General features: G+C 66.0%; 19 protein-coding genes and 2 pseudogenes. 10 read left to right on the plus strand and 11 right to left on the minus strand.

The window, feature by feature from the left end; all coding sequences use genetic code 11:
- Positions 1 to 57: 57 nt before the first annotated feature.
- Positions 58 to 819: a class I SAM-dependent methyltransferase gene (locus SHTP_RS04645; RefSeq protein ID WP_231991281.1), complete on the plus strand. Its 762-nt coding sequence runs from the start codon at positions 58 to 60 to the stop codon at positions 817 to 819.
- On the opposite strand, the gene SHTP_RS04650 is transcribed toward SHTP_RS04645, so the two are convergent.
- A complete protein-coding gene (locus SHTP_RS04650; protein ID WP_096372320.1) occupies positions 798 to 1,547 on the minus strand; it encodes a carbon-nitrogen hydrolase family protein in 750 nt (249 codons plus the stop codon). The two genes, SHTP_RS04645 and SHTP_RS04650, sit on opposite strands and share 22 nt — an antisense overlap.
- A gap of 167 nt (positions 1,548 to 1,714) precedes the next feature.
- On the opposite strand from SHTP_RS04650, the gene SHTP_RS04655 reads away from it, so the two are divergent.
- Together SHTP_RS04655 and SHTP_RS04660 are read left to right on the plus strand one after the other, a co-directional pair.
- Positions 1,715 to 2,380: a class I SAM-dependent methyltransferase gene (locus SHTP_RS04655; protein WP_096369918.1), complete on the plus strand. Its 666-nt coding sequence runs from the start codon at positions 1,715 to 1,717 to the stop codon at positions 2,378 to 2,380.
- A 118-nt stretch (positions 2,381 to 2,498) separates the two neighbouring features.
- Positions 2,499 to 3,278 carry a class I SAM-dependent methyltransferase gene (locus SHTP_RS04660; protein ID WP_231991707.1) on the plus strand — a complete coding sequence of 260 codons (780 nt, stop codon included), beginning with the start codon at positions 2,499 to 2,501 and terminating at the stop codon, positions 3,276 to 3,278.
- Here the strand turns inward: SHTP_RS04660 and SHTP_RS04665 are convergent.
- A complete protein-coding gene (locus SHTP_RS04665; protein WP_096369920.1) occupies positions 3,258 to 4,217 on the minus strand; it encodes an FkbM family methyltransferase in 960 nt (319 codons plus the stop codon). The two genes, SHTP_RS04660 and SHTP_RS04665, sit on opposite strands and share 21 nt — an antisense overlap.
- A gap of 436 nt (positions 4,218 to 4,653) precedes the next feature.
- Between SHTP_RS04665 and SHTP_RS04675 the strand changes: the two genes are divergently transcribed.
- Together SHTP_RS04675 and SHTP_RS04680 are read left to right on the plus strand one after the other, a co-directional pair.
- On the plus strand, positions 4,654 to 6,615 hold the full coding sequence (locus SHTP_RS04675) for a hypothetical protein (RefSeq protein ID WP_096369921.1): 1,962 nt from the start codon (positions 4,654 to 4,656) through the stop codon (positions 6,613 to 6,615).
- A 133-nt stretch (positions 6,616 to 6,748) separates the two neighbouring features.
- Positions 6,749 to 7,618, plus strand: a complete 870-nt coding sequence (locus SHTP_RS04680) for a class I SAM-dependent methyltransferase (protein ID WP_231991708.1) — start codon at positions 6,749 to 6,751, stop codon at positions 7,616 to 7,618.
- A 20-nt stretch (positions 7,619 to 7,638) separates the two neighbouring features.
- Here the strand turns inward: SHTP_RS04680 and SHTP_RS04685 are convergent.
- From SHTP_RS04685 to SHTP_RS04715, 7 genes and pseudogenes are all read right to left on the minus strand, one after another.
- Positions 7,639 to 8,687, minus strand: a pseudogene (locus SHTP_RS04685) (glycosyltransferase family 4 protein); the annotation flags it as partial.
- Positions 8,684 to 10,676 (minus strand): annotated as a pseudogene (locus tag SHTP_RS04690) (glycosyltransferase). The pseudogenes SHTP_RS04690 and SHTP_RS04685, both read right to left, overlap by 4 nt.
- On the minus strand, positions 10,673 to 12,148 hold the full coding sequence (locus tag SHTP_RS04695; protein ID WP_096369923.1) for an oligosaccharide flippase family protein: 1,476 nt from the start codon (positions 12,146 to 12,148) through the stop codon (positions 10,673 to 10,675). The pseudogene SHTP_RS04690 and the gene SHTP_RS04695 overlap by 4 nt, the downstream one beginning before the upstream one ends.
- A 14-nt stretch (positions 12,149 to 12,162) precedes the next feature.
- Positions 12,163 to 13,668 (minus strand): sugar transferase, encoded by a 1,506-nt coding sequence (locus SHTP_RS04700; protein WP_096369924.1) that lies wholly within the window; start codon positions 13,666 to 13,668, stop codon positions 12,163 to 12,165.
- Positions 13,669 to 13,684: 16 nt separating this feature from the next.
- Positions 13,685 to 14,551 (minus strand): WecB/TagA/CpsF family glycosyltransferase, encoded by an 867-nt coding sequence (locus tag SHTP_RS04705; protein ID WP_096369925.1) that lies wholly within the window; start codon positions 14,549 to 14,551, stop codon positions 13,685 to 13,687.
- A 188-nt stretch (positions 14,552 to 14,739) separates the two neighbouring features.
- Positions 14,740 to 15,912, minus strand: a complete 1,173-nt coding sequence (locus tag SHTP_RS04710; RefSeq protein WP_096369926.1) for a PPE family protein — start codon at positions 15,910 to 15,912, stop codon at positions 14,740 to 14,742.
- A 316-nt stretch (positions 15,913 to 16,228) separates the two neighbouring features.
- Positions 16,229 to 16,765, minus strand: a complete 537-nt coding sequence (locus SHTP_RS04715) for a hypothetical protein (protein WP_015356994.1) — start codon at positions 16,763 to 16,765, stop codon at positions 16,229 to 16,231.
- Positions 16,766 to 16,890: 125 nt separating this feature from the next.
- Here SHTP_RS04715 and SHTP_RS04720 point away from each other — a divergent pair, with 125 nt between their 5' ends.
- Positions 16,891 to 17,670 (plus strand): bestrophin-like domain, encoded by a 780-nt coding sequence (locus tag SHTP_RS04720; RefSeq protein WP_096369927.1) that lies wholly within the window; start codon positions 16,891 to 16,893, stop codon positions 17,668 to 17,670.
- 114 nt (positions 17,671 to 17,784) lie between these two features.
- Positions 17,785 to 18,036, plus strand: a complete 252-nt coding sequence (locus tag SHTP_RS04725; protein WP_012396050.1) for a hypothetical protein — start codon at positions 17,785 to 17,787, stop codon at positions 18,034 to 18,036.
- 35 nt (positions 18,037 to 18,071) lie between these two features.
- Here SHTP_RS04725 and SHTP_RS04730 read toward each other — a convergent pair whose 3' ends face one another.
- Complete coding sequence (locus tag SHTP_RS04730; RefSeq protein ID WP_096369928.1) at positions 18,072 to 18,818, minus strand: class I SAM-dependent methyltransferase; 747 nt, start codon at positions 18,816 to 18,818, stop codon at positions 18,072 to 18,074.
- Between the two features lie 164 nt (positions 18,819 to 18,982).
- Between SHTP_RS04730 and SHTP_RS04735 the strand changes: the two genes are divergently transcribed.
- The 3 genes from SHTP_RS04735 to SHTP_RS04745 all read left to right on the plus strand — a co-directional run bounded on the left by SHTP_RS04735 (position 18,983) and on the right by SHTP_RS04745 (position 21,414).
- Entirely contained in the window at positions 18,983 to 19,984 is a 1,002-nt protein-coding gene (locus tag SHTP_RS04735; protein ID WP_085981874.1) for an acetyltransferase Pat, read from the plus strand.
- 71 nt (positions 19,985 to 20,055) lie between these two features.
- A complete protein-coding gene (locus SHTP_RS04740; protein WP_096369929.1) occupies positions 20,056 to 20,733 on the plus strand; it encodes a DUF5642 family protein in 678 nt (225 codons plus the stop codon).
- A gap of 27 nt (positions 20,734 to 20,760) precedes the next feature.
- Positions 20,761 to 21,414, plus strand: coding sequence for a DUF5642 family protein (locus SHTP_RS04745; protein ID WP_096369930.1), 654 nt, complete (start codon positions 20,761 to 20,763; stop codon positions 21,412 to 21,414).
- 25 nt (positions 21,415 to 21,439) lie between these two features.
- Here SHTP_RS04745 and SHTP_RS04750 read toward each other — a convergent pair whose 3' ends face one another.
- Positions 21,440 to 22,036, minus strand: coding sequence for an alpha-ketoglutarate-dependent dioxygenase AlkB (locus SHTP_RS04750; RefSeq protein WP_197706217.1), 597 nt, complete (start codon positions 22,034 to 22,036; stop codon positions 21,440 to 21,442).
- Positions 22,037 to 22,078 lie beyond the last annotated feature (42 nt).

A 22,078-nucleotide genomic window follows, 5' to 3' on the forward strand; every position in this document is an offset into this window, starting at 1 on the left:
AGGTACGACGATGACGACAGGCACGGTGGCCGGCGGCGATGCCATGCCGACACACGGATGGGTCGGGTGGCGTTGACCGAGAGCGAAGAGTACGCCCGGCAGTACTTCGATGAGCAGGCGGAGTCCAACAACGAGTATTGGCGTCGGTTCGGGGTTGTCCCCGACTGGGCGGGCAAGCGGGTCCTCGACGTCGGCTGCGGCCATGGCGCGTTGTCGATCGACATCGCCCAAGCCGGCGCCAGCGTGCTCGGCGTGGATCTGGATGAAGGGCGCGTCGCGTTCGCCAATCGCAACCTGGCGCAGCGATTTCCCGAGCTGGCCGATCGGGTGAGGTTTCGGGCGGTCGATGTGCGGTCGCTTCCGGTGGACGAACCGTTCGACGTGATCGTTTCCAAGGACACCGCCGAGCATGTTGCCGACGTGGCGTCGTTGTTTTTGGCCCTCGGCGAACGGTTGACCCGGCCCGGCGGGCGCAGCTACGCGGGATTCAGCCCGCTGTATTACAGCCCCTTCGGCGACCATGGGCGCACCGGCTTGAAGGTGCCCTGGGCGCACGCGATCCTGCCGAAACGGCTGGTGTTTGCGGCCGCAGCACGCAAATACGGCCATCCGGTGGGCTCGCTGTTGGACATCGGCCTCAACGGCAACACCCCCGATCAGTTCCGGGCGGCGTTCGACAACAGCGGACTGCGACAGCTCGACATCGGCTACAACCGGGGCGCCAAGCGGTTGCTGCCCGCATTGGAGAGGGCGCGCCGGCACTGGCGGCGCTTCGACAGGTTCACCACCGTCAGCATCTATGCCGTCTTCGGGGTGTGATCGTCGCCGGCCCGACCCGGCGGGGTCCGGCCGATCGTGGCGTGTGCGATCTGGTCTGGTCCGGCGCCGGCCTCGGCTACCAGCGTCGACGTCGCCGACCAGATAGCCGAATGGCCGGCTGTGTGTAGGTAGCCACCTCCGGTGGGCCCGGCGAAGCTTGCCATGGCAACCGGCGCGGTACACGTCGCGGCAATGGTGCGAGCACGGTGCCGTTGCTCGCCGAGTTCCCCGTCATGATGAACGACACCGCAGGCATACAGGTCCACCCCGAGCCGCGCGGTGCCCCGCACGTGCTCGGGCACACCAGTGTCACGACATATCCCCAACCCAATGCGCCACCCGTCAAGGTCGATCGTTCGGGGGCCGGGACCTGGCCGGAACCGCGCCTTTTCGGCGGCGCCCAGGTGCGTCTTGCGGTAGACGACCTCAGCGCCCGAGGAGTCGACCAGCACCATCGCGATGTAGCGCCGCCCGCGGTCTTCGACGGGTGCGCCGACCAAGGCACTGCAACCCGTTGCCGCACATGCCAATACGAACCGATCAACGACTGGGCCGGCGACATCGACCGGTGCCACCTCTAGTTGGTAGCCCGTGAGCGAAAGCTCCGGAAACACCACCAGGCGTGCGTTGGCCCGTTGGATCAGGGCCGCGTGGGCATCGACATTCGCGGCCACCGCGCCCATCACGGTTCGTGGCTGTGCGACGGCAACCACCAACTCCGTCTTCACCTGGTGCATTCTCGCCGAACGCCGCGTTTTCCGCAGCGGGGCGTTTTCTTGCGGTGCTCACCGGCAGCCATTAGTTTCGTTATGCGGCGGTCGCTGGCAGGATCCGGCTCGAAACGCCACACCGGAGATTCCGATGTCATCGGGCCGACGTCAAAGACTAGGGATAAATGTCGAACTGGTTGCGCGACACCGCCACGGACATCAATTCGCGGCGATCCCTTTCTGGGCGCGCCCACGCGAGACGATGGCGGCACCTCATCGAGGTTTTTCCGTCGTTCGCCGAAATGCGAGTGCTCGATCTGGGCGGAACACCGGAGTCGTGGCGGTTGGCCCCAGTGCGGCCCACCGCGGTCACCACGGTCAACCTGCTGCCCATCGAATCGCAGATCACGGGCATCACCGCGATCCAAGGCGACGCATGTTTGCTGCCCAGCACGATCGCGAACGACCACTTCGACCTGGTGTTCTCCAATTCGCTACTGGAACATGTCGGCGGCCATGTGCGGCGGCAACGCTTGGCCGACAATGTGCACCGGCTGGCCGACCGGCACTGGGTGCAAACCCCCTACCGCTATTTTCCGATCGAGCCGCACTGGTTGTTCCCGGGCATCCAGTGGTTGCCTTACGAGGCGCGGGTGCAGATATCGATGCGCTGGAATTGCGGTTACATTCGGACGCATACTCGCGAAGAGGCACAAGAGCAGGTCGATGAGCTCGACTTGATCGGTATTGCACAGATGCGCCGATACTTCCCGTCATCGTTGATTTGGTACGAACGATTCGCCGGGCTGATCAAATCGCTGGTCGCCATCAAAACCGACCACGACGGATAGGTAACGGCGGCCGCGGCACCGGCGGGGCCCCAACCGGGCGGAGCCGACATACTGAAATTGTGCGTTTACCGTCGCACCGGGCCAGCGTTAAGGGGACTAGATGAGCAGTCGAACGGACTTGAAGACCGTCGACAGCTGGAGCGACGAAGTGGCGCTGTGTTCCTCGGTCATCAAAAGTCTCGGCGGTCCGCTGGAGATACTCGAAGCCGGATGTGGGCTCGAATGGCTAATCAATCTGGATGGCATCGATTATCGGTTGACCGGTATCGACCTCAATGCTGATGCGCTGCAAAGGCGTGTTGAGAAGGTCGGAGACCTCGACGAGGCGATTCTGGGTGATTTGACCGTCAAGGGAACGATCCCGCCCGGGCGCTACGACGTCATCTACAGCTCGTTCGTGCTCGAGCACATCCACGACGCCGAGGCCGCGCTCGCGTTGATGCTCGACGGGCTCAAACCTGGCGGGCCGCTGCTGCTGCGTATCCCGGACCGCGACGCGGTCTACGGCTGGACCACGCGGCACACACCGTTTTCGGCCCATCTGGCCTACTACCGCTACTTCGTGGGTTACCCCGACGCCGGGAAGCCCGGCCATCCGCCGTTTCGCACCTACCATGCGCCGGTCATCTCCCGGCACGGCATACGGGCGTTCTGCGACAACCACGAGTGCACGATTGTCGAAGAGCGCGAGCACACCTATTACGTCCGGGGCAAAGGCTTACGGGTCCGGATCGTTCGGGCATACGCAAAAGCGCTGTGGGCCTTGTCGTTTGGTGTTCTGGCCTGGCGGCACAATAACCTCACCTACGTGATCCGCAAGGCGGAGCCGGTCAAGTCCGCCAACGCCGTGCACCGCGCCGCCGGGTTCGGCCAGAGTTCAACGACCCCGACCGGGTGAACGGGTCCACTTCGCGGCGCTCGCCCGCAGTCGATGCTTTAGCCGGCTAGCGGCGTTTTGCGCGCGCCAGAGCGCTGATTTGTGGCGAACCGCGCGCCGGTAAATATCCAGGTAGCGTTGCGCGCTTGCGGGGCCCACCGCGCCCCTGGCCTGCAGCAGCTGCACGCACCGGAAGGCCAGGTCGAACGAGCCATAGCAATGATGCGAAATCATTGCCAGGTGCTTGAGCTGTTCGGCGGTCATCGCGTCGGGGTCAAAGAAGTCCCGGACGTAGACGATGTCGGTTTCCAGGATCTGGTTCAGTGGGCGGCTTGGACTCCCGCCGACGACAAAGTCGCCGATCACCCATCTCCTCACCGCGTTGGGGATGCAGTGCGGGACAAACCCCTGACTGCGTAGTTCCAGGTCGACATCCCCGAAGCGCGGCTGATCCCGATACAAGGTTATGAATGAGACCTCGGTCTGAACTGCCACCGCTTCGGCCAGTTTTTCCCGGCCGTTCTGAAAAACAGCCAGTTTGCCGCCTTGGATATCGATTTTCAAGAGATCAAGATGTTCGATTTCACCGATGTCGTCGAGGCGATGAGTCTGGATCGGGAGGCGCTCGATCACCTTGCCGAACGGATCGAAGAGCGTGAACAACCCCTGCGTTGTCGGGTCGGGTTCGAGCAGGCTGGTCATTCCCCCCGGTGGCGGGCAGACCTGCAAAGTCTGTGGCGTGCCGTCGCCGAGGGCGTAGGGCAGGTAGGACTCGTTGGGGCCGCGCGTGCGCTGCAACTCGAGCAACGCTTCGGGCCCCGGCTTGAAGCCGGTGAGGTGGCACAGGCCTGCGTTGAGCATGGCCGTGTACGGCCAGTCGCCGCAGCTTCGGCTGGCCCCGACATCAACGATGTGGGTGAGCCGCGACGGGGACAGGATGTCTCGCAACCCGCCGGTCAATCGAGCACCGCCGAATGTCTGTATGTTTGCTGCGCCCTCGTGAATTGGGGCTTGTCGCGACGGTATTGGCAGCGACGGCGGTGGCCGCGCGGCGTTGGCCGTTGATCGCTGCGCTTGGCCACGCCGTCACCTTAACCATCCGCGGTGGCGCCAACCAAACAGCGGCGCGGCTTGTTGGTTGGCTCAGGCGGGTCAGCGACACCGCGTGAGTGCCTCGCCGGCCGCGTGACCAGGTCGAACGTTACCCACAGGTTCGGCGCCGATCTGTAGTAGTGTGCACCTGTGAGGGGTGCTCTATTACCATTTCGGCTTGCTGTGCGACGTCGATTTTCCTTGAGGCAGCACATCTTTGGTGTCTGCGGAAGTTGATCAGGCCGGATTTCCTGGAACGTATTGAGGCATATTGATGTACCGCAATTCTGTGCGCATAGCTCGCATGGCTCTGGCGCTGGCCAGCGTGGTCGGATTCCTGGCCTTGAGCGCGCCGGCGTCCTGGGGTGCGCCCGAGGAGACCGATACCACGCTCGTGGACGCGCCGACCATGACGTTGAGCAGTCTCGGATACAACTCCGTCTTGTCGTTCTATGGTCTGCAGGGCACCCAGCAGCTGACCATTCCCGCTCCGCACGGGCTCAAACCGACTGCGTTGAACGCGACCGCCGTACTGCCGGTCAATCTGCGCTCCGGCTTGATCACGGTCACCCAAAACGACCGCGAAATCGCGAGGGTGAACCTGCCCGCGGCGGACCAATCGCCCATTGTCATTCCGCTGGCCGACGCAACGGTGGTCGATGACGCGGTGACCGTGATCTTGCGGGCCTACCTGGTGCCATTGGAGGACTTGTGCGTTTACCCGTGGAGCCCGTTTAGCCTGGTCAACGGCTCGGTCAGCTTCGTCGGCGTGGAGCGGCCGCCCGTCACGGTGGCCCATTTCCTGCCGCCGGTGCTGCGGCGGCTGAGCATCTTCGTGCCGCCATCGCCGTCGGTGGCCGAGTCCGACGCGGTGGTCCAGTTGGCCGCCGCCGCGGCGGCCCACTACGGCAAACAAGCCCCGGAAATCGCGGTGGTCCGGTTGCCCGAGGGGGAGCTCGCCCCGCCGGCGCCGCCGCGATCGCTGGAACGCCAAGTCGTCATCAAAGAGGGGCAGGACGAGGGGCTTTCCCTTCGGGGGGCCACCGGTGTGCCCTGGCTGCTGATCTCCGGGCCGCTGGATTCGGCCGCGGAATCATCGATAACGTTGCTGTTCAGCAGCCTGTCCCAGCTGGCTCTGGCTTCCAAGGCCGTGGTGGGATCGTTCAAGCCCAGCCTGCACCTGCCCGGTGACACCACCACGCTGCGCGAACTCGGGCAGCCCGGCCTGAACTCCGTTGGACTGCAGCCGCGGGTGACCATCGGGCTGGACCAGACTCGGTTCGCGAGATCGGTGCACTCGATGCGGGTGCATCTACAAGGCTCATACTCGCCGATACCGCCGAGTATGGCCGGTCAGATCGTCGCAACGATCGGCGTGGAGACCATCGACCGCTGGCCAACCGATAGCAGTGGTGTCATCGACCGCTGGGTGGACGTTCCGGATCGGCTCCTGCAAGGGTGGACCGGCGTTGACCTGACGCTGGATGTGTCGGGCAACGTTGGGCGCTGCGGAGATTTCTACACCGCCGGGGCGGGAGATCACGTACTTACCCTGACCATCGACGGCGACACCGCCGTGCAGAGCAGCCCGGCGGCGCCACCGGTGCCCGACGGACTGCGATCGGTGCCCCAAGCGCTGATGCCGCAGATCCAGGTGGGCATCGAAGAGCACTCCTTTGACGACACCGCTCGCGCCGTCAGGATTGTGGTTGGTCTGCAGCGAACCAGTTCGGTGCCGCTGCAGACCACCGTGACCAGCGTGCAGCAAGCGATCGATTCGTCGAAGTCGGCGATATTGATTGCGGCCGACGGATGGAACCACGCCGATATCGTGCTTCCGGTCTCGGCCGGACCCGGCGGGCCGATCACCATCAACGGGGTCAAGTCGGACGGCAAACCGGCCACCTTGACCCTGGACCCCGCACTGCGATTTGCTTCTCTGCAAACGGTTTTCCAGCACGGCCGGTCGCTGCTGGTGGCGACGTCCAATGGCGCCCCCGAACAGCTCGACGGGCTTCTCGGGTGGCTCGATGGCGACAGCGCCCGCTGGCCCGGGATCAGGGGCGTGGCGCTGGTGGCCATGCCCGGGCAAGACCCGGTTGTGGTGGAACGTCCGAACGCGGGTTCGGTGGACGACGCGACATCCGAGCAGCGTTCCGGCTCGGGATGGATTTGGTGGTTTGGTGGCGCCTGGCTTGTTGCGGCCGTCGTCGGCGCCGGGGTGATCCTGTTCCGTAGCCGGCGCGGCCCCCTGCGGTGCAGATAGCCCGGATAGCCCAGATAGCTCAGATAGCCCGGATAGCAAGGGAATAGCTTTTGTGGAACCGCGGGGCGACAAGTTAATCGCGCGCTACAAGCAAACGTACGGCATTGCGGCCGAGGCGGATATCACCGAACTCATGATCCTGGAGCATTGGAACTTGGAGAAGCGGCTCACGCGCGAGCTGCTGCAATCGGATCCCGAAACCCGATGGGAAACGTTCGACCGGTGCTACACGCGTCTATACACCGAGTTGACGTGGCTCAACGAGTTCTCCGACACCGCATCATCAGCATCTGCACAAGAGCGATTCGGAAGATGGCTGGAACTCATCGGGCCACCGCCGCAGTCGATATACGAAATCGGTTCGGGCAAAGCCGGTCTCATCTCGTTCCTGGCCCTCAACGGCTATGACTGCAAGGCCACGGAGATCACCCGCGAACGTGGACCCGCGCTGCTCTCGGACTCGCACGAGAACCTGTCCTGGGGAGTATCCGACGGAGTCCATCTGGATCGGTTCGAGCCCGCGCAGACCTACGATGTGGTGGTCTCGGATCAGGTGATCGAGCACCTACATCCCGATGACCTGCAGACCCACCTGCACAGCGTCCATCGCATATTGAAGACGGGTGGGCGCTACATATTCAACACGCCCAGTAAATACACCGGGCCGCACGACGTCTCGCGCGTGTTCAAACGCGCTGAGCCGGAGGGAATGCACCTCAAAGAATATGACTGCCGCGAAATCGTTGAGGTCACGAAGCGGGCCGGCTTCAGCGCGGTGCGCTACGGATTTGTGCCTCGAAGGTTCCGGCTTCTGCTCGTCGCTGTGGGGGCAAGGAAGTTCGCCGAACCCGAGCGGGTGGGAGTCCTGTTTCTGCGGATGGTGCTATTCGTGGAGAAGGTGTTGTGCGGGTTGCGCGCCCACTGGCTGCGCCGTCTTTGTGCAAACATGCTCTGCAAGCTGGGTGTTTTCTCGGGCACCATTTCGGTGGTGGCCGAGAAATGAGATCGCGGCCCGCTCGAGGGCCGCCGGGTGGCCACTTCCTCGATGACGGCCAGCAACGCTTGCGCGGCCCGGTCGACGGCGAAGCGCTGCTGGTAGTAGCGCGCCGCGGTGGCACCGTGGCGCGCCGCGGTGAGCGGCTCGGCGAGCGTGTCGAAGGCGGCGGCGAGGCCGCGGACATCGTCGATGCCGACTGGCGGGCAGCCGGGCGGCTGGTATTCGGGCAGGCCGCCGGCGTTCGACACGATGGGTGTGACGTCCAGCTGCATTGAAAGCACCTGTACGCCGCTTTGCGACGCGCGACGGTAGTGGGCAACCGAGGCCTTCGCGGCGGCCAGGGTCGCGACAACGTCGCAGTAGCGGTAGTCGCCGGGCAGCCAGCGGGTGTGCTCGGGCAGGGCGCGGGCATCGAATGGTCCACCGATGAGCAGCAGATCGTCGCCGCGCCAGCCGTTTCCGCCGACATGGCGTTGCCAAGCCTCGAGACCACATCGGCGTTCTTGTAGGGGTGCAGCCGGCCGATCATGACGAAGTCGTGACGGTCCTCGGGTCCCACGAGTGGCGGAACCAGTGTGGGGTCCAGGTCACTGGTGAGGGGCACCACGTGCACCGGCGTGTCGGCGACATCACGGCGCGTGGCGACCGCTCCGGCGACATAGTCGCTGTAGGTGATGGTTGCCGCCGAACGGGCGCCCCAGCGGTCGAATATCGCCCTTTCGTAGGCGCGCCGGTGTTCGGCCGTGTCGTGCGGGCGGTCGTCGTGCACCAGCTGAATGCGTGGAGCCGGCCCGGCCAGTGCGATCCAGCGCGGATCGCGAACCAACTCGGCGATCACCACGTGCGGGCGGTACCCGCGCACTCGGCGCCCGGCCGCGACGCCCGCGGGCCAGCTGGCGGCCGCACGCAACCGCGGATCAAGCACTACCTCGTAGTCGCGGGCCGCGTCCGACTCGGGATGTTGGTCGGTGGTCACCAGCAATACGTCGATCCCGCGGCTGCGCAGCGCCTCCGCCTGGATTCGTGCCAGCGGCCGCATCCACGGTGAAAGCCAAAGCAGACGAAGCGAGTTCATAGCACCGCGTGGATGGCGTCCAGGTAGGCGTCGGTCATCGCGGCCACCGTGTAGTGCTTGCGCATGCGCGCGAAACCGCGTTGTCCGACGGCGGGCAGCCCGCCGGGGTCAGCCAGGATCTGGGCCAGCCGCTCTTGCCAGGCCGACACCGTCACCGGCTCGACGACAAAGCCCGCCACGCCGAAATCCAGCATCTCCGGGACGGGGCAAATCGCGGACGCCGCGACCGGTACCGCCCGTGCCATCGCTTCGAGAATTACCAGTGGGAACGCCTCTGAGCGGCTGCGGTACGCAGAGCAGGTCGGCATCGGCAAGAGCCGGCCCGGGCCCGGGTGACCAGCCGCGCCAATGGACGCGATCACGCAGCCGTTCGGGAGTGTGGGCCTGCAACCGCTCGCGGTCCGGTCCGTCACCGAAAATGGAAAGAGTCCAAGGTAGTTCGGTAATCCCGCTGAGCGCTTCGATCAGCAGATGCGGGTTCTTGTGCTCGACGATGCGCGAAAGCATGACCAGATGCGGCGGTGCGCCGGCCGGCCTGCTGCGACCGGCCGGGCGGTCGGTCACCGCGACGCCGTTGGGTGCGACGAACCGTGGTCCGCCAAGGCGATGGTAGGGGGTCAACATGTCCCAATGGCGTTGTGCCAGCACGATGAAACCGTCCGCACGGCGCATCGCGGCGGTCAGCGGCCGGGAATAGATGGGCCCATCCTCGAGTGGCGGGATGTGGGCCGCGACCAGCCAGCGCCGCCGGCGGCCGGCCGCGCGCCACAGCGTGGCGAAGCCGGTCTCGGTGTTGGTGTCACCGCTGATCAGCGCGGCCGGACCCGGCCCAACGTCGACGATCGGTGCCCACCAGGGTTGGCGCACCACGCGGACGGTGTCCGGGATCTCCTTGATCAGCGGGCCGAACCGCTGCACGCACACGATGGTGACGGGGTAGCCGCGGCGGTCCAATTCCGCTGCCAGCAATGCCTTTTGCCGCTCGGCGCCGCCGTAGACCAATCGGTTGGTGGCGATCACGATCGCCGGGCGGCGCTTGCCGGCATCCGTATTGCGGATCGCGCGGCGCTGGGCCCGGCGCAGCCGCTGCAGCACCTTGGTGGTGGCCAAGTACGCGTCCGCGTGATGCACGCTGCACTGATGCTCGAGCAGTAGCGCGTCGTTGGCGCGGATCACGTCTCGAGTGCGGCGGCGTTCGCCGGCCGTCACGGTCGGGCCGGTTTCGGCCCCGGTGGGCGGCGCGCCGCCCTGCTGGGCGCCGAGTTCGTCGGCCAGCAGCACCCGCCAGCCCGCCGCGCGGGCACGCGCTTGCCAATCGGCCGGGGCGCCGTGGCTGAAGTACTCCTCGTCGAAGCCGCCGACGGCGTTCCACGCGGCACGGCTGATGGCCAGGCCGGTCGCCTTCAAATAGCCGCTGACGCTTTGTGATTCGCGGGGCCGTTGGGGGTAGAGGGGCGAGATGGGGGTGGCCCGCAGCGAGCTAGACAGTCCGGTCGCTTCGACCACGCCCCGGACCAGTGTCAACCGCTGGGTCGCGATGTCCCATGGCGGCCGATCCGGTGCCGCCTCGTCGCGCACCAGCGGCGAGACCGCTGCCACTCCCGGTTGGCGCAGCAACTGTCTGGTGCGGGTCAACGGCCCCCGCAGCCGGGCATCGGCCTTGAGTAACAGGAGATCGCTATCGCCGGGCGACTGCCGCGCCAACGCGTTGCAGGCCGCGGCGAAGCCGACGTCGGCCGGACCCGAGATCCAGTGCACCGCTGGGTGGCCGGCGGCTAGTTCTTGCCGGCCGGGATATCCCTGAGCATTGTTGTCGTACACGTAGACCGGGAGCCCGGGCAGCTGCTCCGCGACGCTGTGCAGGCAGCTCTGCACCGGGTCGTGGCCGTTCTCGATCACGATCAGGACCGCCAGCGAGCGGTCGGCGGGTAGCGGGGCCGGGTCGCCGACCGGGTGCCGCAGATGCGCGCGGTCCATCTCGTCGGTCATGGCGTGAGCTGCTCGGGCTGCGCATTGGGCCGTAACGAGGCCATAGTCGACCAGGTGAGCGGGCCGATGGCCGCGTTGATCGCCAGATAGGCGACCGCGGCGGCGGCCAGCACGACGATGACGTGGTGACCGGCCAGGGGTAGGACCACCGCGACGCTGGCCGCCGTCGGGACCGATAACCGCAGCAAGAACAGCACCGGTGTGTGGTAGCCGCACTGACGATGCAGCCACCAACTGGCGATCGTCATGTTGAACAACTCGGTACACACCAGCGCGTTCCCGGCTCCCACGGCGCCCAAGCGCCCATCCAGGGCGAGATTGAGGACGATGTTGAGTGTGAGGGTGGCGACCGACAGCCAGAACCAGAACCGCTGACTGTGGCTGGCGAACAGACCCTCGCCGAGGGTGGTAGCGATGAGGCGTAGCCCCACCGCGATGAACAGCAAGGCCAGCGTGGGCGTACCGCGGCTGACGAACGCCTGGCTGCTCAGGAGCCGGATCAGGGGTTGCGCCACCAGCACGCCGACCACGGCGATCGGCACGGCAAGGAAATACATCAGCTCGACGCTGCGGCGGATGAAACCGGCGAATGCCGCCAGGTCGCGGGAATACAGTTCGGTCGCGGTGGAGAGCGTGGACTTGAGGAAGAACACCGACAAGACCAGGGTGTTGAGTGCGATCGAGGAGGCCAACCCGTAAACGCCGACCTCGGAATGGGTGTTCAGCAGGGACAGGATCACCCCGTCCACGCTCCAGTACAGCACGGTGATGACCGTGACGCCCATTGGAAAAAGGCTCTCCCGCAAGAGATCTGCGGCCTCGCGCAGCGCGAGGATGGGGCGCAGCCGGACCCGCTGGGACGCCGCGCGGCTCTGGATCAGCAACTGCAGCGCCGTCTGAATGAGTTGCGGTACCGCGAACCAGATGACATCGGCTCGGCTGGCCACCAGAAAGCTGATCACGCCCAGCGTCGCCAACCGGCCGACGACGTCGGAGACGGCCACGGCGGTGAACCGCACGGTGACCAGGAACACCGGTTCCAGTCGCGTCAGCATCGTCACGATGAGCAGCTGGCACGAGAGCACCACGAGCATGCCTCGCACCTCGTGGTCGTGATACACCAGCAATCCAGATCCCGCCGCCACCAGGGTCAGCGGAATGCAATAGACCAGGGACAGGCCGTTGTAGATCCGGACCAGGCGTTCCAGATCGTCGGGGGATGAGGTGACGCGGCGCACGATGACCCGGCCGATACCGAGATCCACCAGGCTCGCCCACATTCCGATGAACGCCACCGCAATGGTGAGCTGGCCGTAACGGCCGGGCCCGAGATAGCGCGCGGTCAGCATCACCGAGACCACCGAGGCCAGCATCCCGAGTATCCGGCAGATGAGCTGGATCGAGAACGCCTGCGCCAACCGTGCTACCGGCACCGATGGCACAACCGGGCTGGGCGCCGTCGGTTCGGTCATGGTTCGCGGGCCACCTAGTAGGCGCCGCGGCTGGCCAGAACGGCCTTCACGGTTTTGGCGATGATCATGAGATCACCTGTCATCGACCAGTTGTCGACATAGGAAAGATCCAGCCGGACCGATTCTTCCCAGGAAAGTTGGGACCGGCCGCTGACTTGCCATATCCCGGTAACGCCCGGCTTCACCAGCAGCCGCCGCCGGACATCCCCGTCGTAGCTGTCGACTTCTCGACTCAGCGGCGGCCGGGGCCCGACCACGCTCATGTCCCGCTTGACCACGTTGATGAACTGCGGAATCTCATCGACGCTGAATCTGCGAAGGATTCGGCCGATCGGTGTCACCCGCGGATCGTCGCGCATCTTGAACAGAATGCCGCCGGCGCCCTCATTCCGGGAAACCAGGTGGTCGATTTGGCTGTCGGCACCCACCACCATCGTTCGAAGTTTCAACATGGTGAAGGGTTGGCCGTTGATGCCTATGCGTTCGGCGCGGTAGCAGACCGGCCCCTTGCTGGTCAGCTTGATAGCGACGGCGGCGGCGATGAGCAGTGGCGATGCGGCGATCAGAGCTGTCAGTGCGAAGCGGAAGTCGAAGGCCCGCTTCTGAAACCGTTGCGCCCCTGAATACTGCGGCTTTTCGACATGCAGCAGTGGGAAGCCGGCCACGGGGCGCAGGGTCAGTCGGGCCTGCGCGATGTCCATCACCCCCGGCGACACCACCAGGTCCACATCCAGCGTCTCCAGCCGCCAGATCAGGTTCCTGATCGCGTGCACGCCGAACTGCTCGGTCTGGGTCACCACCACCGTGTCCGCGCCGCACTCGTCGATCGCCGCCATCGCGTGCGATTCGTCGCCCAGGATCGGGACTTGGCGGCCTTCGACCTGCAGCACGTCGCCGCGCGGGGACCCGTAGCCCGGTATGCAGACCCCGACCACGGAGTAGCCGTCGCGCGGATTGCGGACCAGTTCCTGGATGAGGCGCGAAACCCCTTGCCGGTCACCGATAGCCAGTGCGATCGTCTGGCATTGGCCCCGAGCGCGTTTGCGGCCGACATACTTGCGCCACCCGTTGCGACTCGCCAGCAATGCGATGGTGCCGACCGGCAGGACGACCGCCAGATAGCCGCGGGCCAGGTCGATCTTGGCGAGCAGGGTGACCATTGCGATGGCCCCGAATGTCCAGAATGATGCGCTGCTGATTCGGCGGTATTCGTCGATTCCCACCCCGATGACGTGCTGTGATCTCGTGTTGAAGATCGCCAGACACGACAGCCACAGCGCCGCGAAGAGAACCGAGAACAGCGTCATAACCGGGCCCGGGTAGCCCGATCTGTTCGGTGAATCGCCGAAGCGCACGTATTGCGCGAGCATGACCGCCGCGAAGACGATCGCCGAGTCGGTGATGCGCAGACGGCGTGAATACTGCAGCCGCCAGCGCCGCACCGTGTCGCGATTGGGCGAGCCCATGGGATCCGGAGTTGCCGGACAATCACCGGTTCGCCCGTGCAGCAACGAGGTCACGCTGGCCCGCTTTCCCTTACGCAGTCGCAGGTTCGGGCTGGGTGGTGTCGCGGACGGAGGCTGGGATGTCGACATGATCACTCGATGGCGGGCCCCCGCAGTAGGTGTGGGGGTAGTAGATCAACTGCGCGCGCGCCGCGCGGAGCAAGGCAATGGGGCCCTGCAACAGATAATGGCGGGCCAACCGGCGGGGCTCGCTGGCCAACCGGTACAGCCATTCCAGGCCGGCCTTCTGCATCCAATTGGGGGCTCGGTTGGTGGCGCCGGCCAGGAAGTCGATGGCACCGCCGCACGGCAGGAAAACCCGGGCCCCGGTCGCGCAGCCGTGCTGGTCGACCCACCGTTCCTGGCGAGGTTTGCCCAAGCTGACGATCAGGATGTCGGTGCGTGCGTTGCGGATAGCGGCCGCCAGGTGTTCTGACGATGATTCGATGTCGTCGGGGGTCGGCGCCCACATGCCCGAAATTGCCAGTGTCGGGTGTCGCGTCGCCAAGGACTCGGCGAGCAGCCGATGGGTCCCGGCGCTGCCGCCAAAAAAGCCGACGCGCTGACCCGAGCGCTCGGCCAACTCCAACAGGCTGGGGAGTAGGTCGGCCCCGGTGATCCGGGGCCATGGCTCGCCCGTGAGCAGCTTGCCCCGCCATGCGATCGGCATGCCGTCGGCCAGCAGCAGCCATTCCAGCCGGCCGCGGGGCGCGGCCGCGATTTTGCGGAAATGGAAGAGGTGGTCGAGATGCACCGAGCCCACCGAGAGGCACCCCTGGGAGGTGGATTGCAGGCGTGACGCGATGATCGACAGCACCTCATCGAACTCGTGGCGCTCGACGATGGTGCCGCTGACGGCCATTCGCACCGCGGACGCAGACCGGATGCCCTGGTTCATGTTCTCGCGCTTCCCGTCTCGCCCGGCAGGGGTGCGGCTATTGCGACCGCGCCCGCGGTGGCATCGAGTGTCACTCGCCGCTCCTTCCGGAACGGGGTGCGGCGACCGGCACCGTGCGATTGCGGTCACCGCGTGCACCATCCCCGACGGAATCCGGGAAGTCAGCCGCCCGCTGCTCATGGCGGGGCTTACGCGTATCCGTCAGAGGGCGGCCGCGACATGATCGTGGGGACCACGCCGTATCGGGGCCCGGGTGATCTGGGCGCGCCGGCCAACGCTCCCCGCGGCGCCGCACCAAGGACTGTTGGCGCCGCGTTGGCGGCGTCGAGCCCGGCGTTGGGTAGCCCGGAAATCGCGCCCCCGTTCAGCGTTGGGATGACGCTGGTCCAGTTGGCCGGTACCGACAACGGGCCCAGTGAGGCGGCGTTGCCCAGGCCGCCCACCACGCCCGATCCCAACGATCCGAGCGCGCTCGCCCCCGAGCTGGCCGCCCCCGCCGCCGCCCCCTGCACGGCCGCGGCAGCTCCGTTCGCCAAGCCCTGTGCGGTCTGTGCCATTCCCAGGATGGACGACATCGCATACAGCGGGGTGCCGGCCGCCATGAAATAGCTCGGCAGGGCGTAGATCGGGGTGGTGCCGAGTTCGGGGAGTAGCGACGACGTCGTCGCGGTAAGCGCGGAGGTGGGTGATGCGAGCCCGCCGAGCATGGTGGGAACCGCGGAAACCATTCCGGCCAGCGATAACTGGTCTGTTCCCGTGACCGCGGCGGCCTGGGCTCCCGAGGCGGCGGTTGCGTGGGTGACCGCGGTGGTTTGGGTGGCCGCCCCAGCCGGATTGACGACCTCCGGCGGCGAGTTCAGCACCGTCAGCGCGCACGCGCTTGCCGAGTTTGCCGCGTAGTCATACATCGCCAACGCGTCTTGCGCCCACATCTCGTTGTATGCGGCCTCGGTGGCCGCGATTGCCGGCGAATTCTGACCGAAGAAGTTGGTGGCGGTCAGTGTTGCCAGCTGGACCCGGTTGGCGGCCACCACCGGTGGTGGCACGGTCATTGCCAGGGCGGTCTCGTAGGCTCCCACGGCCAGCGTGGCCTGGCTGGCGGCCTCGCCGGCCTGGGTGGCCACCATGGACGTCCACGTCACATACGGCCAGAAGGCAGATGCCATGGAGAGCGATGCCGGTCCCAGCCAGCCGCCATTGGTGAGTCCCGAGACCACCGATTGGTAGTAGCCCGCGGCGGTCTGCAATTCGGCGGCCAGGCTCGCCCAGTTCGCCGCGGCCGCCGACAGCGATCCGGGGCCGGGCCCGGTGTAGATCCGCGCGGAGTTGATCTCCGGCGGCAGGGCGCCAAAGTCAATCACTTCATGCCTCAGCTCGTGGCCGCTGGGTGCGATTCGAATCGTGAGGCTGTTAGCAGCGGCGCTGGCGGCGCAGCTGGATTTGTGATGGTCGTGATGGCGTGACCCCCTGCCCATCCCTTCCGACGCGAGGCGGGCGCGGTGTATGATCCAGTCTGGCCGTCGGCGTCCAGGTACGGTCTGTTAGTCACGCCCGTAAATTTCTGCGCTCGGAATATCGGATCAACCAAAAAATTAACTAGTTTTTGCGAAACCCGCTGTGTGTGCTATGTCACCGCCAGGCTGTTCGAGCGGACGGCGCGAGAACGGGTCGGGGCGGTCAAGGCGTTGTCTGCGCGCTGAGCGATAACAAGGCGGGCGCGACCGGCCGGGTCGCATAGGTACGTCCACCGGCCGACACGGTAAGCGCGATGCGCGGGGGTTGATCCTCGACACGTTCGGTGGCCGCCGCGAAGCGGTGTGCGCGGTGCAGCTCGGTGAGGAAGATGGCGCTGGCGCCGGGTGGAATCTCGTGCGGCACTTCGGTACCGCCGATCGGTGGATCGACCGGCACCAATGATGTGCCGCTAGGATCGGCGCGTATCGCCCAGCCGGTTACCAGGCATGGTGTTCGCGCGCTGTTGACCACCTTGACGCCGATGAAAAACGGGCCGGAGTGCAGTTTCTCCGCGGCGGACGCCAAGGATTCGCGGACGTCGCAGCCGGCATCGTTGGTCACCAAACCGTCGGGTGTCAGCAGGCCGACTATCGGCGTCAACCTCGGTCGTGCGCCCCGTAGCAACATCGCCTGCCAGGTAATCGACGCCACCGCCAGTACGGTCGCGACGATGCCGAGGACAAACGCGGCGACTGTCACCGAATGTCCAAGATGTCGAGCATGATGATGAACGCTACTGGTGATCCGCGCATGAAGTCGAAATGCCTGCCTGGGTGTCCACCCTGTGTCGTTCTCGGAGGCCTGCGATGGTGAGTCGTTGGGTAGTGATCAACATCCCGGCATGGCTGCTGCTGGTCGCCTTGGTCATCCTGGTGGCGGGCGGGGCGGTGCTGATCCAGATGATCGTGCGGCGCCGGTTCCCGAAACTAATCCAGGACGCACACAATGATGCCACCCGATTCGCTTACGGCGTAATCGGATTCGTCTACGCCTTCTTTGTGGGATTCATGGTGTCGGCGCTCTGGGGCCAGATCAACAACGAGGATTCTCAGGCCCGCAGCGAGGGGGCGGCGGCGATCCAGCTGGCGCGAGACCTCACCGTTTTCGACACCGCCGACCGCGACCGGATCCGGCTCGCCCTACTCCAGTACGAGCGCGCCGCCGTGGCGGAATGGCCCATCGCCGCAAGCGGATCCGACTACCCGCAGGCGGACTCCACTCTGCAGGATCTCTACGCCGCCTACCAGCAGGTGCAACCGCGCGATGACACCCAAAAGATTTTTCTCGCCGCATCTTTCAGAAACCTGGAAAAGATGTACCAGGCCCGGGTGGAACGGGTGATTCAAGCTCGCACCGACGAGGGGCCGTCCTGGCTGTTGTGGTCGGTCATCCTGTTGACCAGTGGGTTGGTGTTGGGCTGCTCGATCGTCTTCGGCGTCGAACAGCCCCGCATTCACTACACCTTGGTCGCTACCGTGGGGGTCCTGGTGGCGGTGAACCTGTTCTTGCTACTGGAGCTCGGCCATCCGTTCACGGGCGCGTTGGCGACTTCCCCTGAGCCGCTGCGCGACGTCATCCACGTGCTGTCGCCGCCCTCGTCGTAGTCACGACACGGCCCGGGCGCCAAGTCTGATGATGATCCAAAATTCAGCTGAGCATTTGCTAAGACGGTGTTTTGCCGGGCGGCTCAGGATCGCATCGGTCCTAGGGTCGCTGGCATGAGCACGAAGTACTACCTGCAGATGGTGCCCGTTGAATCCGTGGAGCCGGGTTTTTCGCTGGCCGTCGAGCACCGCGGCGACTACCGCTTGTTCCAGGTCGATTGCACCCAGATGTCCCGGCGCACCGGGCAGCCCGTGATGATCAAGCTCACCTCCGAGCGGCCAGGTGGCAGCGATCCCTGGATTCTGGAATACGAGGCCGGCGCCCCGGTGGCGCGGCTGCTCGGTGTTTGCCAGGTCGCCTCGTAGTGCGGGCCGGCCTGGTCCGCCACCGTGCGTCGGGCCTACTTCGGTTTCGCGGCGACCACGAACTGCAGCCCACGTTGGGTCTGCTGGTCGATGTCGACCAGACCGGCTGAGGAGAACAGGTCGACGAAGCTGTCCTGGTCGAACATGGTGAGCCCGATGGCGCCGGTCGCGGCATCGAGCGCATGGCGGATCGGTGCCCGCTGCCCGGAGTAGGTGGTGAGAATCGCGATGCGGCCGCCGGGGCCTAGCACCCGGACCATCTCGCGGGCGATCCGGAACGGCTCGGGCATCAGGTACAGCGCGCCGAAACAGCAAACAGCGTCAAACGTTTCGTCGTCGAACGGCAACATGCGGGCGTCGCCGCGCACGTAACAGGTCTGTGGTCCGCTGTTGTCCAGCACCGCCCGAGTCAACATCGGCTCGGAAATATCGAGCCCCACCGCCAGGCTTCCGGCCGGCAGCTGCTTGACCAACGGGGCGGTGAAATTTCCTGGGCCGCAGGCGACGTCGAGTAGGCGGTGGGCGGTCGACAGATGCAACGCTGCCGCCGCCCGGTGTTGCTCGCCTCGTGTGGTGACGCCGCTGGCGAGGTAGAAGGCCGCCGGACGCCACAACCGCTCGTACACGGTCGCGACGAAGCGACTGTTCATGGCCCGTTGGGCAACCGTGGGAACGGGTGAACTGGTGGATTCACCCAGCACGTCGAGGAAGCCGTGCCGTAGATCGCCGGGCTCGGTGAGCAGGCCGCGGGTCACCTCGCGCGGATCTGGGGTGGCACTCATAGCCGGTGCCCTGGTGTCTGGTCCATCTGCCCATTCTGATGCCGAGTCCGGCCCGACTCGCCGGTGTCGGGCCAAAGGGCGCCGGTGGCGTATTGCCGCGGTGGCACGCAACGCCATAACCTGGGTCGGAGCGGACGGCGAGCCCTGCTTGGCGCTGTGGCGGATTGGACGGTATGGCCGAAGTGACCGGCGCGTGGGTAGGAGAACTCGCGGGCATGGACATCTTTGCCGGATGCGCAGCGCAGGATCTCATGCCCTTGGCGGCCCGCCTTGCGCCGCTGCGGGCGGCGGCCGGGCAGATCCTGATGCGCCAGGGTGAGCAGGCGGTTTCATTCCTGCTCATCTCGTCGGGCAGCGCCGAGGTCATCCACGTTGGCGACGACGGCGTGGTGATCGTCGAGCAGGCGTTGCCAGGCATGATCGTCGGCGAAATCGCGCTGTTGCGTAACGTCCCGCGCACCGCGACCGTCACCACGGTCGAGCCGCTGACCGGCTGGATCGGCGGCACCGACGCCTTTGACCTGATGGTTCACATACCCGGCATCATGGATCGGTTGGTGCGCACCGTCCGCCAGCGATTGGCCGCCTTCATCACCCCGATCCCGGTGCCATTGCGCGATGGCACGCAGCTGATGTTGCGCCCAGTCCTGCCCGGCGACAGTGAACGCACCGTGCACGGGCACGTTCATTTCTCCAGCGAGACGATCTACCGGCGATTCATGTCGGCCCGGGTGCCCGATTTGGCGATGATGCACTACCTATCCGAGGTCGACTACGTGGACCACTTCGTCTGGGTGATGGTCGACGGCAGTGATCCGGTGGCCGACGCACGCTTCATCCGCGACAGCGTCGATCCGGCCGTTGCCGAGATCGCCTTCACCGTCGCCGACGCCTACCAGGGCAAGGGCATCGGCAGCTTTCTGATCGGCGCCCTAGCGGTGGCCGCCCGCGTCGACGGTGTGGCCAGGTTCTCCGCGCGGATGCTCGCCGACAACCTGCCGATGCGAACCATCATGGATCGCCACGGCGCGGTCTGGCAGCGCGAGGACGTCGGGGTCATCACCACGGTCATCGATGTGCCCGGCCCGCGCGATCTGGGCTTCGGGCGCGAGATGGCCGGCCAGATCAGGCGCGTCGCGCGCCAGGTGATCGAGGCGGTGAGCTGATCGGGGGCCGGTGCGGACTCAAGCACCGCCGAACCCCCTGACGGGGCCCACGCGGCGTGATATGAACGGTCATGCGCCCGCTCTGGATCGGTCTGCTGGCCATCCTGCTGGTGGGCTCATGCGCGCGGTCCCCGGCGTCGGTGATCGTGCCGGTGCGATCCTCCCCGGCGGCGCGCTCCGCCGTCATCAACCCGGCCAACATCAAGCGGGTCGCCCGCGAACTGCCGCCCGGCTACGAAGTGGGCAGTGATGTCCCCGAAGGCGCGCCACCGCGCGCGCTCTGGCATCTGGGGGCCGGTGCGACCGCCACGCCGGCGCGATGCGCGACGCTTGCCGATCCGGGCGATGGGCGCGACCAGTTCGCCCAGGGGGTGTCCGGTTCGGGCGCTGGCGGCATCGTCAATGCGGTGGTGGTTTCGGTGCCGTCGGGCCCGGTGATCGTGGACGACAGCGTGGTCGCTGAGTGTGCGCAATGGACCATGTCCGACGGGAGCACCCGGGCCAACGTCGAGCTGGTCGAAGCTCCCCGCATCGAGGGCGCCCGAACGCTGGGCATGGTTGCCAGGGTTCGGACACCGGTGGAAGCCGGCACCGAAATCGACTCGCAGACATACACGTTCACCGCCTATCTGGGCGACTACTATGCGTTCACCGCAGTGACCACCGACCCGGGTTCGGTGCTGCCGCCGCTGCCGCCGCAGTTCGCCGCGGATCTGCTGGTCAAAACGGTGGCAATGTTACGAAGCTGACTTTTCGCGTTGGGTAGGGTAGCCACGATGTCGAAGGTGGCGCTGGCGCTCGGATTGGTGTGCTTGCTTGTCGGGTGTTCGCACGGAGCCGCGCCTTCGATGACCGCCGACATCTCCCGAGTTACGGAACTCAAATCGAGTTTCGGACCGGACTTCAAAGTCAGCGAGATCCCGCCCCGGGCTATCGATCCGCAGTTCTTTGCCGCCCGCAAATTGCCCGACGGACTGACCTTCGATCCGGCCATCTGCGCGACAGCGGCCGTGGGGCCACCGCTGCCACCCGGTTTGCAGGGCAATATGGCCGCTGTCACCGCCGAAGGCAATGGCAATCGATTCGTCGTCATCGCGGTGGAGACCTCGCAGATCCTGCCGACCAATGACCCGGGTAAGGAGTGCGCCAAGATCGCTTTCTCCGGTGCCGGGGTACGCGGCGGCATTGAGGTGGTCGAAGCCCCGCACATCGAGGGGGTGCACACACTCGGTGTGCATCGCGTGCTTCAGGCCCTGGTGGACGGATCGGCGCACACCGGCGAGCTTTACGATTTCTCCGCGCAATTCGGTGACTATCAGCTCAACGTCATCGCCAATCCGCTCGTCGTCCCGGGCCAGAACGTGGCGCCGGTAGACACCCACCGCGCCCGCGACCTACTCGTCAAAGCGGTGCAAGCGGTGCGTCGTTGAGGTTGTTGAGGTTTCGCCGGCGCCGCTAGCACACGCCGCGCGGCCGAAACTGGATGCTGACCCGCGGGCCCGCCGGGGTTGATGTCTTGGGTACCGAATGCTCCCAGGTGCGCTGACATGATCCGCCCATCACCAGCAGATCCCCATGCGCCAGTGGAAGCCGCAACGACGCTCCGCCGCCGCGCGGGCGCAGCGCGAAGATGCGGGTGGCGCCAAGGCTGACGATCGCGACCATGGTGTCCTCGGTGCTGCTGCGGCCGATCGTGTCGCCGTGCCAGGCGACGCTGTCGGAACCGTCTCGATAGCAACACAGTCCGACGGTGGTGAAGGGCTCGCCCAGTTCGCCACCGTAGATGTCGTTGAGCCGCCGCCGCATCCGGGCGAGCTCGGGGTGCGGCGGCTCTTCGATCATCAGGTCATGAAAACTGACCAGCCGGGGCACCTCCACCACCCGGTCATACATCTGGCGCCGCTCGGATCGCCAAGGAACGCGCGATATCAACGCCTCCAGCAGGTCATCGCCGGCTCTGAGCCAGTTCGCGCGGATATCGATGAAGGCGCCGTCGCCGAGTTGTCTTCGCTCGTTGTGCTCGAATAGCGAGCCCTGTACCGCGAACGCCACGGCACCGAGCTTATCGCACATCAGTTCGATGGCGACGTACGG

Source organism: Mycobacterium ulcerans subsp. shinshuense, from assembly GCF_002355775.1.
In the GTDB taxonomy this organism is placed as follows: domain Bacteria; phylum Actinomycetota; class Actinomycetes; order Mycobacteriales; family Mycobacteriaceae; genus Mycobacterium; species Mycobacterium marinum.